Annotated in this window: 11 protein-coding genes; 4 read left to right on the top strand and 7 right to left on the bottom strand. The window is 61.3% G+C overall.

Annotated features, from left to right (window positions below; all coding sequences use genetic code 11):
• Positions 1–95: 95 nt before the first annotated feature.
• Together K1W69_RS21090 and K1W69_RS21085 are read right to left on the bottom strand one after the other, a co-directional pair.
• Entirely contained in the window at positions 96–1,334 is a 1,239-nt protein-coding gene (locus K1W69_RS21090) for an MFS transporter (RefSeq protein ID WP_220230415.1), read from the bottom strand.
• Between the two features lie 141 nt (positions 1,335–1,475).
• Entirely contained in the window at positions 1,476–4,025 is a 2,550-nt protein-coding gene (locus tag K1W69_RS21085; RefSeq protein WP_220230414.1) for a GcvT family protein, read from the bottom strand.
• A 118-nt stretch (positions 4,026–4,143) separates the two neighbouring features.
• Here K1W69_RS21085 and K1W69_RS21080 point away from each other — a divergent pair, with 118 nt between their 5' ends.
• From K1W69_RS21080 to K1W69_RS21065, 4 genes are read left to right on the top strand one after another with little or no spacing between them, the layout of a single operon-like run.
• Complete coding sequence (locus K1W69_RS21080) at positions 4,144–6,339, top strand: adenylate/guanylate cyclase domain-containing protein (protein ID WP_220230413.1); 2,196 nt, start codon at positions 4,144–4,146, stop codon at positions 6,337–6,339.
• A complete protein-coding gene (locus K1W69_RS21075; protein WP_220230412.1) occupies positions 6,323–7,030 on the top strand; it encodes a methyltransferase in 708 nt (235 codons plus the stop codon). Before K1W69_RS21080 ends, K1W69_RS21075 begins: the two co-directional genes overlap by 17 nt.
• Entirely contained in the window at positions 7,027–8,700 is a 1,674-nt protein-coding gene (locus tag K1W69_RS21070) for a transporter substrate-binding domain-containing protein (protein WP_220230411.1), read from the top strand. The genes K1W69_RS21075 and K1W69_RS21070 overlap by 4 nt, the downstream gene beginning before the upstream one ends.
• Positions 8,697–9,347, top strand: coding sequence for an ABC transporter permease family protein (locus tag K1W69_RS21065; protein WP_220230410.1), 651 nt, complete (start codon positions 8,697–8,699; stop codon positions 9,345–9,347). The genes K1W69_RS21070 and K1W69_RS21065 overlap by 4 nt, the downstream gene beginning before the upstream one ends.
• A 243-nt stretch (positions 9,348–9,590) precedes the next feature.
• Here K1W69_RS21065 and nusB read toward each other — a convergent pair whose 3' ends face one another.
• The 5 genes from nusB to nrdR form a co-directional block, all read right to left on the bottom strand.
• Complete coding sequence (gene nusB, locus K1W69_RS21060; RefSeq protein ID WP_220230409.1) at positions 9,591–10,079, bottom strand: transcription antitermination factor NusB; 489 nt, start codon at positions 10,077–10,079, stop codon at positions 9,591–9,593.
• Positions 10,076–10,543, bottom strand: a complete 468-nt coding sequence (ribH, locus tag K1W69_RS21055) for a 6,7-dimethyl-8-ribityllumazine synthase (RefSeq protein WP_220230408.1) — start codon at positions 10,541–10,543, stop codon at positions 10,076–10,078. The genes nusB and ribH overlap by 4 nt, the downstream gene beginning before the upstream one ends.
• 102 nt (positions 10,544–10,645) lie before the next feature.
• Complete coding sequence (locus tag K1W69_RS21050) at positions 10,646–11,263, bottom strand: riboflavin synthase (RefSeq protein WP_220230600.1); 618 nt, start codon at positions 11,261–11,263, stop codon at positions 10,646–10,648.
• A gap of 2 nt (positions 11,264–11,265) precedes the next feature.
• Positions 11,266–12,390, bottom strand: coding sequence for a bifunctional diaminohydroxyphosphoribosylaminopyrimidine deaminase/5-amino-6-(5-phosphoribosylamino)uracil reductase RibD (ribD, locus tag K1W69_RS21045; protein ID WP_220230407.1), 1,125 nt, complete (start codon positions 12,388–12,390; stop codon positions 11,266–11,268).
• Between the two features lie 9 nt (positions 12,391–12,399).
• Positions 12,400–12,879, bottom strand: coding sequence for a transcriptional regulator NrdR (gene nrdR, locus K1W69_RS21040; RefSeq protein WP_220230406.1), 480 nt, complete (start codon positions 12,877–12,879; stop codon positions 12,400–12,402).
• Between the last annotated feature and the right edge of the window lie 101 nt (positions 12,880–12,980).

Raw genomic sequence — 12,980 nt, 5'->3', positions numbered from 1 at the left:
GGCCGCTCCATCGGGCGGATGTTTGGCGACAGCGCGGGCGGTCGTCAAGCTTTCAGTGGCGATTCTCTCGTGCTTTCCGACGAAAGACACATATATCAGCCCGCAATCTCGCGGTTTTTTCGATCGCTTCTAACCTGCAGGGCCAGCAGTAGCAGGCAGAGAAGCGCCGCTGGCCACAGGACCTGGCTGATTGCATGCCAGCCGAAGGAGTTCAGGACGCGGCCCGACATAAGCGAGGCGAATGCTACAGTACCGAAAAGAATGACGTCATGAACGCCTTGCACCTTGTTCTTCTCCGCAGGCCGGTATGTGGTGCTGACCATGGTCGTTGCGCCGATGAAGCCGAAGTTCCAGCCGACGCCCAGCAGGACGAGCGCGCCCCAGAAATTCCAGAGTTCGATGCCCATACCTGCGACGACGGCGCAGGCGATCAGAATCACAAGGCCGCTGGCGATGATCGGCGCATATCCGAAGCGGGCGATGAGCTTGCCAGTAAAGAAGCTTGGCGCGAACATGGCGAGCACGTGCCACTGGATGCCGAGCGCCGCCATGTCCGTTGAAAACCCGCAACCCACCATGGCGAGGGGCGCGCCGGTCATCATGAAGGACATCAGCGCATAGGAGCAGACGCCGCAGGCGAGCGCCGTCAGGAACTTTTGCTGGAGCAAGATCTGCACAAGCGGCCGCTCAGGGGTCTCCGAGCGGTGTTCCAGCAGGACCGTATTCTCCTTGATCCGAAGCATTGAGAGGATAACGACGCCAATCGCGGCGAGCCCCAATATGGAAGCATAGGCGCCGGCGAACATCACCGGAGCGAAGAAGTCGCGGGTGAAAATCACCAGTTGCGGCCCGATGACGGCGGAAATTACGCCGCCCATGAGAACCCAGGAGATCGCCTGCCCCTTGAAATTGTCCGGCGCATTGTCGGTTGCGGCAAAGCGATATTGCTGGATGAAGGAGTTGCCCATCCCGATGATCAGGAGACCGAAGGCGAACAACCAGAAACTGGACTGGAACAGCGCAATGGTCGCGACAGCTCCGCCAAGGCCGTTAAGGCAGGCCCCGCCCATGAAGCCCAGCCGACGCCCGATCAGCCGCATCAGCCACGCCGCCGGCAGAGCGCCGACCGCCACGCCGAGCGTAAAGCCGGTGACCGGAGCGGTCGCCAACGACTTGTCTTCGCCCAGCATGTAATCGCCGGCCAAACCTCCGAGCGACACGGCGATGGGCGCGCCGGCGCCGAGGAAGGCGTTCGAGGCAGCAAGAATCAGTGCATTGCGCTTTGCCAGAGCGAGATCGACGTCTGACCCCGGCACGGTTTGATTTACATTCATCAATGTGTCCCGGCCGCCGTATGTCGGTTCAGCGCGCCTTGCTCATAATCAATGGTCCGCCGCAAACGGCAAATTTACCGGGCGATGAATATATCAGCGATTGGTAATAGGCAATCGCGCTGTGGCGCGGTCTGGCTTCATTTACCCGCGCATGCGTTCGCCCTGCGGGTCGAATGGCGGTTCGGTCAGGATCCGGGCGGAGCGTCGTTTGCCGAGAATCTCGATTTCGAAAACGCCTTCTTCCTCGATATCGGCCATGGCGGCCGGCACGTAGCCCTGAGCAAGCGACATGTCGACATAGTGCCCATAGCCACCCGAGGTGACCCAGCCTACGACGCGCCATTCGCCGTCCCTTTGGGGATGGATTTTGGGCATCTCCGCGCCTGACGCATCAAATCGGGGCGCGCCATAGCCGTGCGGCGGACTGACCAGACCATGATCGACGTCGCCGACCGTGGCCCAGACGGGTTCGTCGCCCATCACATCCGTGTCGTCCGCCTGGATTGCAAAACTGACGCGTCGCGCCTTTGGGCCCTTTTCGTGTTCCTCCGCCGCCTTGCTCATTCCAATGAAATCGTTTTTGGACAGTTTCACAAAACGCTCCATCGCGCCTTCATACGGGCCGTAGATCGGCCTGAGTTCTGCGAACCATGTCGGGAAATTCTTCTCCAACCGCATCGACAACAACGCCCGCATGCCGAAATCGGCGATGCCGAATTCCGAGCCAGCGTCCTTGATCGCCAGGTAAACCGTCCGTTCATAGGCCGGCTCCATCCAGATCTCGTAGCCGAGATCGCCGGTATAGCTGATTCGGTTGACCTTGCAGGGGCAGCCTGCGACGTCCATTTCGCGATAATCCATGAACCGAAACGCTTCGTTCGAGACATCGATGTCAGCCAGTTTTTCCAGCACGGCGCGCGACTGAGGTCCGGCGATGGACAGACCGACAAGTTCCTGCCCGAAGCGCCTCAGACGCACGGTTCCGTCAGTCGGCAGATGGCGCTCGAACCAGCGCATGTGATAGATCTGCGCGGCCGTGGATCCCCAGACCATGAAACGCTCGTCGCCGGCGTTGGCGATCGTGAAATCCCCGATCAACTTGCCTTCATGATTGAGCATCGGCGTCAACACGATGCGGCCGGGCTTCGGCATCGTGTTGGTCATCAGCCTGGACAGCCATCCGCCCGCACCCGGGCCCGATACTTCGTATTTGGCGAAGTTGGCGATCTCCGTGACGCCGACGCGTTCCCTGACAGCGCGCACCTCGGCGCCGACATGGGCGAAATCGTTGGACCGATGGAACGACAGGTCGTCCTTTGCCTCCCCGGCGCTCGGCGCAAACCACAGAGGCGTCTCCAGACCCCAGCTGTTGCCCATGACGGCGTGGTTGTCCCGCACCATGATATCGTAGAGCGGCGTCGTCTGCTGCGGTCTTGCCGCCGGCAGTTCCTCGTTGGGGAACCGGATCGAGAAGCGCCGGGAATAGTTTTCCCTTACCTTGGCGTTGGTGTAGCGCAGCGACGTGAAATCTCCGAAGCGGGCGACATCCATGCCGAAAATGTCGTGCCCCGGATCGCCCTCGGTCATCCAGTTCGCCAAAGCGAGGCCGACGCCGCCACCTTGCGAGAATCCCGCCATCACCGCGCAGGCGCACCAGAAATTCGTCAGTCCCTGAACCGGTCCGACGAGCGGATTGCCATCCGGCGCGAACGTGAATGGTCCATTGACTATCTGCTTTATTCCCGCCCTTCCAAAGGCCGGGAAATGCTCGAACCCGACCTCCAGGGACGGCGTGATACGATCGAGATCCGGCTGCAGCAATTCATGCCCGAAATCCCAGGGCGTCTCCTTCGCAGACCACGGCACGCAGGCCTTCTCGTAGGTGCCGAGCAGCAGGCCTTCGCGCTCCTGCCTGGTGTAGATCTCACCCTTGAAGTCGATGACCCCGACGAGTTCACGGCCCGAAACCTCGTTGAACTCACGGACTTCCTGCATCGATTCTGTCAACAGATACATGTGTTCCATGGCGAGCAATGGCAGTTCGAGCCCGACCATGCGTCCGACCTCGCGCGCCCACAGGCCGCCCGCATTGACAACATGTTCCGCCCTGACGGTTCCCTTTTCCGTCGTCACGGTCCAGGCGCCATCCGGGCTCTGGGAGAGATCGGTCACGCGGTTGCGCAATTCTATCTTCGCGCCAAGCTTGCGCGCCGCCATGGCGTAGGCGTGCGTCGTTCCGGACGGATCGAGATGGCCTTCCACCGGATCCCACAACGCGCCGACGAAACGGCTTTCATCCATCAGCGGGAACATCGCCTTGGCCTCGGAAGGCGTGATGATCTCAGTATCCATCCCGAGCGCCCTGCCCGTCGCCTGCGTGTAGCGCAGGAAATTCAGTCGTTCCTCGCTGTCGGCCAACATCACGCCGCCAGTCAGGTGGAGCCCACAGGACTGGCCAGACAGTTCTTCCAGTTCACTGTAGAGGGAGACGGTGTAGGCCTGCAGGCGCGCGACGTTCGGATCACCGTTGAGCGTGTGAAAACCGCCGGCCGCATGCCAGGATGAGCCCGATGTCAGTTCCGACCGCTCAATCAAAAGCACGTCCTTCCAGCCGGCCTTCGCCAGATGATAAAGCACCGAACACCCGACGACCCCGCCGCCGATCACCACTGCGCTTGCATGTTCCTGCATTAATATCGCCTTTCGTTCCGCAATCAGGTGAAGCCTAGTCCATTGGCTGTAGCATCAATGGACTAGCGGCACGATACACACTAACAATCAAAGTGGACCAGTCAGATTAGGTTATGCAATGGGCCAGACATCCACGGATTTGAACGAAAGCACTCCGCGCAACGCGACGCCAGGCAGGCGCCGGCGATTTTCCGTGCCGCTGAAGGCGACCATCCTTCTGGTCTTCGTCCTGACCACAGTGCCGGTGCTCCTAGCCATCATCGAGATCGACCAGCGCACCGGCAGCAAGGTCGTACGCACTCACGCGGCCGAGATGGTGGAACGCTTCCGGAACGAGACTATTCGTGAGATCGTGACCGAATTCAACGCACTCAAGGTGTTGATTTCGACCGCAGCCGAGCTCGGCCGTCAAGCGCCTGACGTCTTCGAAGACGACCGCGCGCTCCGGTATCTCTTCAGCCTGCTTCAACACGGCGAGACGATGCTGAACGTCTACGTAGGGCTCGAGGACGGGTCCTTCCGGCAAGCGCGGCGAATCAATGATCCGAACATGGATATCCACGGCGCCCGTCCGCCCGCAGGCACGGGATATGCCTATCGTCTGCTGGAACCGAATCGCGGACCGTCGACACTCGACCGCTACATCTTCCTCGACAACGAACAGAATACCCTTGGCGAAGTCTCGGCCGAAAGCGGCTACGACCCGCGCCGTCGCGCCTGGTACAACGTGGCGGTGGACGCCGGTACGACGACGATTACGGATCCAGAACTGTTCTGGGCCTTTGGACTGGTTGGTTTCACGGTGGCCGAACTCTACGAGGTCGACGGCAAGCTCGCCGGTGTGGTCGCCGCGGATGTGACTCTCGACAGCTTTTCGTCCTATCTCGCGCAGAAGCCAGTGAGCCCGAACAGCCTGAGCTACCTGCTGGACGACCACGGGATGGTACTGGCAGCCTCGGACGGCGCCACGACCTATGGTAGCGACAACGATCAGGTGTCCCTGCCGCATGTCGCGGACGTCGAGAACCGGCTAGTCTCGCTGGCCTATTCGCAGCGGCCCGAGACGGCGGGCACGGAAGTCTACAGGTTCAGCCACGAGGGAAGTGACTTCATTGTCGGACTGTCTTCCCTGGAAGAGGATCTGGACAAGCCATGGCGGCTGATGGTGCTGACGCCGCTCAGCGATTTCACAGCCGAGTTCACGCGCAACAGCCAGCGGATGCTAATCATCGGCCTCGTGGCCATTGCCGTTCAGCTGACGATCATCTACGTGATCGCCGGCCTGATCGCCTCGCCCCTGCAGCGGCTGACTCGCAAGGTGGCGCGGATCCAGTCGCTGGAAATCAGCGCCGACCTTCCGATGCAGCGGTCACGGATACGCGAGGTGGACGTTCTGTCCCAGGCCATCGACACGCTCGATACGGTGGTCCAGGCCTTTGCCCGCTTCGTACCCGTAGGCCTGGTGCGCGAGCTGCTGAAATCGGACCGCCAGCTGGAACTGGGCGGGCAGAGCCGTTTTCTGACGATTCTCTTCTGCGATGTCGAGGCGTTCTCTACCCTCGCCGAACGGATCGCTGCGCGCGACCTGCTGGCCCGGGTTTCGGTGCTTCTGGGCGATATCACGAATAGGGTCCACGATCAGAAGGGAACGATCGACAAGTTCATGGGCGACGGCGTGATGGCCTTCTGGGGCGCCCCGGTGGCGCTTGACGACCATGCCTGGCACGGCTGTGTTGCGGCGCTGGCTATCCAGCGCGATCTCGAACGGCTGAACGCCGAATGGCGCGGCAACGATGAACCCGAGATGCGGCTTAGGGTCGGCATTCATTCCGACGTGGTGCTCGTAGGCAATATCGGCTCAAAGGATCGGATGAGCTACACCGTCCTGGGCGACGGTGTGAACATCGCGTCGCGACTGGAAGGCTGCAACAAGATCTACGGCACACTCGTCTGCATCAGCCACGACACGTTTAGCGAGGCGGGCGACCGGATTTGCGTGCGTCCCATCGACGAGGTGCAAGTGAAAGGTCGGCGCGCCACGGTCACCATTTACGAGCTGCTCGGGGCCTATGGCGCTGGCGAGATCTTCGAGCCCGATACCGAGACGCTGGAAATTGCACGGATCACCCGCACCGCCTTTGATGCGCTCGTCGGCGGCGACCGGCCCGCTGCGCTTGCCGCCTATCGCGAGGTACTGGCGATTCGGCCGGACGATCCTGTGGCAAAGCTGCACGTCAGCCGGCTGGAAGCGGGCGAGGCTCTTCCGCGAGCACAGGTAAAAATGATTGAGGCCAATGATGGCAAGTTTTCCTGAAGCTTCCGACACGGACAAATTTCGCCCGAGTGATTACTCCGCAGCGCTCGTCAACTGCCTCCTTCAACACGGAACCTGGGCGCACGGTGCGCGAGTGCTCGATGTCGGCTGCGGCAGCGGCGTTCTCCTTGCGGCGGCCGGCTCGGCCGGGGCGGTTCGTCTTTGCGGCGTCGATATCGAGGCCGACGCCGTCGCGGCGACGAGCGCGCTACTGGACAGGCTCGGCCACTCGGGTGAGCGCGAAGTCCACCTCGGCGAAATGTTCGAGCCAGTCGCGGGACTCCGCTTCGACCTTGTACTGGCCAATCTACCCCACTTTCCCATGGATGGGGCGGCGGTCGACGGACGACATATGTCGTGGAGCAACGGCGGCGCAGACGGGCGCAGACTGATAGACCGTTTCCTCGACGGCCTTGCCGCGCACCTGGAACCAGAAGGGCATGCGCTTGTAATGCACAACGATTTCATCGGTCTCGACCGTACGCGGGAGTTGGCCGGTCAGCACGGACTGGCAGTCGAGATCGCCGACAAGATCATGGTTCCGATACCGGACGCCAAGCTTGCCGTCATGTCCGATGACGTTCTGAAACGCGAGTCGGGGCTGTCGATTCGCCGCTTCGGCAACTATACCTTTGGCGCGATCTCGGTCCTGGTGATCAAACATGCGAGAGAGGAGAAGGAGCCGTCATGATCGGTGCGTTACGGGGCACACTGGCACTGCTTGTACTTGTCCTTCTAGTGGCGCTTTCACCTGCCCGCGCCGAAACACCGGACGAGGCGCTGGACGCCCTGCTTGCCAAGGTTCGGTCCGAGATGCCCGAGGCCTGCGACAAGGAGGACGCCGACACCCTGGTCCGCATTCTGTGTACGGGCACGATGCGGGTCGGGGTCCGCTGGAACTATCCGATGTTCTCGACCCTGGTCGGCGACACCGACGAGCGGATCGGCTACGACACCGCCGTGGCCGGCGCGATTGCCGCGCGGCTGGGGGTGACGCCGGAATGGGTCCATGTCCGCGCTGCCACCCGGATCTCGACCCTGGCCGAGGGCGGAGCCGATGTCGTCATCGCCACAATGGGGCATACCAAGCAGCGCGATGGGCAGACCCGATACATCCGCCCCCACTACTACAGCTCGGAAACCATCGTCGTCGGCCCGCGCGAACTGGACGTCTCCGGCTGGGACGATATCAAAGGCTGGCGCGTCTGCAGCACGATCGGCAACCACGCGAACAGCTATCTCGTCACGAAGGACGTCCGGCTGATGTTGTTCGAGAGCGCCGTCCGCCTGCCGGAGGCGCTCGAAGACGGGACCTGCAGGCTCGCCTCCCAGGACGACAGCTTTTTTGCTTCCTTTATAGCCGTACCGGAGTTCGGAGCCCGGTTCGAGCGCAAGTTCGGCTTCCACGCGGTGCCGTGGGGCATGGCGGTGGCGCAAACCGGCAGCGACGAGTTCGCCACCGCGCTGGAACTCATCAGCGCGATCATGCATCGCGATGGCGAATTCCTAGAACTCGGTATCGAGAACAGCGTCTTCACCGGATTTCTCGAAGAACAACACGACAAGTGGCAAACCCCTACCTGCGCCGATGCCTCGGCCATCGCCGATGCGGGCTGCGTCCTGCCTGCACTCGACAACACACCGCTGCCGACCCGCTTCGCGGACGAGGTGAACGCAACCGTGGAATGGATAAAAGCCAATCTCGGCCTCTCCCTGGAACTGCCGATGCTGACCAGCGTCCCGGCCTTTGAACTCTTCACCGCCGGGATCGTCAATTCGTTGATCCTGGTGATGGGCGCCCTAGGTGCGACGCTTGGTTTCTCGCTCATATTCGGGTTCTTCTCGATAATTCCCCTGCGGGTGTCGCGTTTCGTGACCTGGGGAATCGTCACAACTATTCAGTCCTCGCCCGTTATCCTGACGCTGGTGGTCGCCGGCACGGTGGCCACCACAATCTTCACCTATTCGCCCGCCGTGGCGCTCGGTTCGGCCATCGTTGCGCTCGGGCTCATGAACGGGGCCAACGCGGGCCAGGCAATCGGTGAGGCCGCAGAGAGCCTGCAGCGGGACGGCCGGTACGGATCCGGCTTTAGCGGGGCCCTATACTGGGCTGCGGTAAGGCGGTCGTTGACGCAGCTCCTGTCCTTCCTGATCAACGCCGCAAAGGGCACGCCAATCGCGAGCTTCACCGGCGCCCCGGAGCTGCTGAGCGCACTGACCGACATCACCTCCTTTTCCGCGGGCCGCGGGACCATGTACACGATGGTGCTGATATTCTACATTGCCGTTGTCTTCCTTGTCGTCTGGGCCTGCGAACGGGTCCGGACCCGGCTGAACAAGCGAGAGGAGGCGCAGGCATGACCAGTCTGACCGATCTTCTCGCAGGCAACTATCCCCGGGACCTGGCGACCGGGATGGTCGTCAATTTCCAGATTGCGGCCATCGCGCTGGGGCTGGGTCTCGCACTCGGGGCGCCCTTCGTTCTCCTGATGCTCGGAGGCAAGCTGACGCGCCGGCTGGCGAGCCCGCTGATCGGACTGATGCGAGCGGCGCCCACCTTCGTGGTGATGTTCTTCCTTCTGAACATCATTCCCCGTCCCTTCCTCTTCTTCGAGATCGAAGTGTGGATGCCCCCTTCGCTGATCGTCGCCCTGTCGCTGACGCCCTATGCCGCAGCCTATGTCGCCGACAATGGCCGCGCCGCGCTCGTCGGGTTACGGGCCGGATCGCAGACCGAGGCGCTGTTGTTCCTGCCGAACCTGATCCGGGCCTTTACCGTTCTGGTCATGTCGTCGAGCGCGGGCGTCGCCATCGGTGTGAACGAAGGCGTCGCCGTCGTCCTGCGAGAGGCCGAGCGCTTGCCGACACTGGGCGAGCAGATGCTGTGCTTCGCCCTCGGTGTCTTCGCCTTCGGCGCGGTGTTCCAGGTCGGCTTTGCCATTGTCCGCGTGATGATGCGCCACCTGTCCCGACGCAAGGACGCCGACGCGATCCATGCTGGTGAATAGCGGCTACCGCAAAAGAAAAGGCCCATGTAGTTCAGGAGACGTGCAAATGCGTTGTCGCTAAAGCGGCGTGTCATAGATCGAATGCGCCTCCTGCTTCATTGCAGTAGTGCGAGCATTCCGTCCTGCTAAACAGATCGCAGATATTCCCAACTGCCTGCCATGGCAGATCATGGAACCGGACATATTATTGTCGGTCGGGACAAGGCTTTTCTCTCGGCAAGACCGATTTTCGCGACCGCTCCGCTAATCGGAGACCTTTTTCGGGGGCCGCAACTTCTTCGCCAGACGATCGAGGACGGCGTTGACCATTTTTGGTTCGTCCTCGTCGAAGAACGCGCCGGCGACGTCCACATATTCAGTCACTATGACGGCGACAGGAACGTCGCGTCGATTGACAAGTTCATAGGTCCCGGCTCTCAGGATCGCGCGCAGCGTCGAGTCGATCCGCGACAGCGGCCAGTCTTCGAGAAGCGCCGAACGGATCATGGGATCAAGTTGTTTCTGCTGCTCGACCACGCCTGAAACGATGGCGCGAAACCATGCGGCGTCGGCCTCGCGATACTGGTCGCCGTCGATTTCCTTGCCGAGCCGGTGAAGTTCGTATTCCCTGACTACCTCGAGGACGCCGGTTCCGCCAACATCCATCTGGTATAGCGCCTGGACTGCAGAAAGACGCGCGGCGCCGCGTTTATTGGCCGGCCGAAAAGGCCGGTTTCGTCCGTCTTCGGTCACGCGCCGAGCCTTTTCTTGATATCGATCATCGTCAAAGCCGCCTTCGCTGCAAAGCCGCCCTTGTCTTTCTCACCGACGCCGTCGTGCTGGCTGGCGCGTTTCCAGGCCTGCTCCCAGTTTTCGACCGTCAGTATGCCGTTGCCGATCGCCAGCGATTCGCTGACCGCAAGATCCATCAGCGCCCGGCTTGACTCGTTCGAAACGATGTCGAAATGGTAGGTTTCGCCGCGGATGACCGTGCCTAGCGCCACGAAACCATCATACTCCTTGCCGCCCTCATCCGCTCCATCGAGAGCCATCGCGATCACGGCCGGAATTTCCAGCGCGCCCGGAACGGTGACGACATCGTAGGTCGCATTCGCTTCCTTGAGAGCAGCGGTCGCGCCTTCAAGCAGCGTGTCGGCGAGATCATCATAGAAACGCGCTTCGACGATCAGAAGATGCGGATTCGATTTCGCGCCCATGGGTTCTGTCCTTTGGAAAAGTGTGCCGCGGTAATTACAGCAACGCGGCACAGAGGCAAGCACAAACCGACCAACCGCATCATAATTGCGTCGCGGCTGAAATCAGTCGGCAGCCGCGCGGAAACCGATCAGCCGGTCGGCGTATCGCGCCATCTGGTCAATCTCCAGATTGACCCTGTCTCCGGCGCTACGCTCCGACCATGTGGTCACTCCGAGCGAATGCCGGATCAAAAGCACATCGAATATCTCCGCCTCGACGCTGTTGACGGTAAGGGACGTTCCGTCCAGCGCGACCGAGCCCTTGGGCGCTATGTATTTCGCCAGATGGCATGGCGCGCGCAGTCGAAAGCGGCGGGCCTCGCCCTCATCAACCACTGAAACAATGTCCGCCTGCCCGTCGACATGGCCCGAAACAAGATGCCCGCCGAGCTCGTCGCCCATCCGTAGAGACCGTTCGAGATTGATCCTCGAGCCCTCCCTCCAGTCGCCGATTGTGGTCAACCGCAGCGCCTCTTCCCAGGCTTCAACCTCGAACCATTTCGCATTGTCTCCCGGCCCCGGGAGCCCGGTGACCGTAAGGCAGACGCCTGAGCAGGCAATCGATGCGCCAATATCGATCGTCGCCGGATCATATTGTGTGGCGATGCGAAGCCGCACGCCTTCATCCATTTCCGAAATCTTGTCGATTCTTCCGATATCCGTGACGATCCCGGTGAACACAATCATATCCTCTCGTAAATTCGACACACATCCCGGCCGTAGAAAAGCGTATCCGCAAGCCTGAAACCATCTGGAATATCGTCAGCGTCAAGCGGCGCATCCACGCCGTGCAGTCCTATGGCGTCAGGACCGGTGTAAAGCACAATCCTGTCGACGAGACCCGCTTTCAGAAAGGACTGCGCAACCCGTGCGCCGCCCTCGACCATTACGGTGAAATACCCCCGCCCAGCCAGATCATCCAGCAATTCTTCGAGAGCGATGCCGCCATCGGCCGATTCACTCGCCATCAATTGGCATCCGGCGTCCGACAGGGCGCGGTATTGAGCAGAGTCTGGCGACGCTGTGGTGGCCACGATCACCGGCGTGGTCGCGGCTGATTGCACCAGCCTCGACGAAAGAGGCAGCCTCAGGCGACTGTCGAGCACGAGCCTGACGGGAGAACGTGACTCCAGCCCAGGCAGCCTGCATGTCAGCTCGGGATCGTCTGCAAGCGCGGTCTCGACGCCGATCAGAATGACATCGCTGACGGCGCGCAAAATATGGGTCGCCGCACGGCTCTCCTCACCGGTGATGGCAACCTGCCCCGCCCCTTTCCTTCCAATTTTCCCATCGGCGGAAAGCGCCATCTTGAGAGTCACATGCGCACGGTTCTTGTTGCGTTGCATGAGGTATCCCGCCATCGCGAAATCGGCGTCCGCCTTGTAAACGTCCGTCAACACCTCGACGCCGGCCTCCCTCAGGATCGCATAGCCCTTGCCGGAAACCCTGTGATCGGGATCGGTGGTGGCGGCCACGACTCTTTTAATGCCGGCTGCGACCAGCGCATTAGCGCAGGGCGGCGTGCTGCCGTGGTGGGCGCATGGCTCCAGCGTGACATAGGCGGTGGCGCCTTTCGCCAGTTCTCCGGCTTCTGCAAGCGCCTCGGTTTCAGCGTGCGGTCGACCGCCGATTGCGGTGACACCCCGTCCGACGATCACCGGACCCGCCTCCGTGTCGCGGACGATCAGCGTGGCGACCGACGGATTGGTGCCCGTTCGACCAAGATGCCGAAAGGAATAGCGGATAGCGGCGGCCATCATCCGACGGTCGAATTCACTTACCTTTGACGAAGATGCAGGCATGTTCATGGAATTCTTCTAACCGTCCGGATCCACTTCGCCGTCGATCTTCGCGGTCAGTTCATTGATGACGTTCTCGAAATCCTTGGGATCGCTGAAATCCCGATAGACGGAGGCGTAGCGCACAAAGGCGACATCGTCGATCGCTCGCAACGCCTCGATAACCATCAGTCCAATCTTGTCGGAAGGAATGTCGGTTTCACCTGAGCTTTCGAGGCGTCTAACGATGCCCGAAACGGCCCGCTCGACCCGGTCGCGCTCGACCGGGCGCTTTCTCAACGCAATCTCGAAGGAGCGTATCAGCTTGTCTCGGTCGAAAGGCACTCGCCTGCCGGTTTTCTTTATGACCTGCAGATCGCGTAGCTGCACGCGCTCGAAGGTGGTGAAACGACCGCCGCAATCCGGGCAAACCCTGCGCCTGCGAATGGCGGTCCCGTCTTCCGCAGGTCGCGAATCCTTGACCTGTGTGTCTTCCGAACCGCAGAAGGGACAGCGCATGGCCTAGACCGCGATCTGGTTGGATTGAACCATTTGACAGAAGTTTCTCCGCTTGCTTGACGAGCGATACGCGCGTCGTAGCGCATCCCGGCCATGCCCGG

This window comes from Flavimaribacter sediminis, from assembly GCF_019492055.1.
GTDB lineage: Bacteria > Pseudomonadota > Alphaproteobacteria > Rhizobiales > Rhizobiaceae > Flavimaribacter > Flavimaribacter sediminis.
Note: the sequence above shows the minus strand (reverse complement) of the source record. Positions and strands in the feature narration are given on the sequence as shown.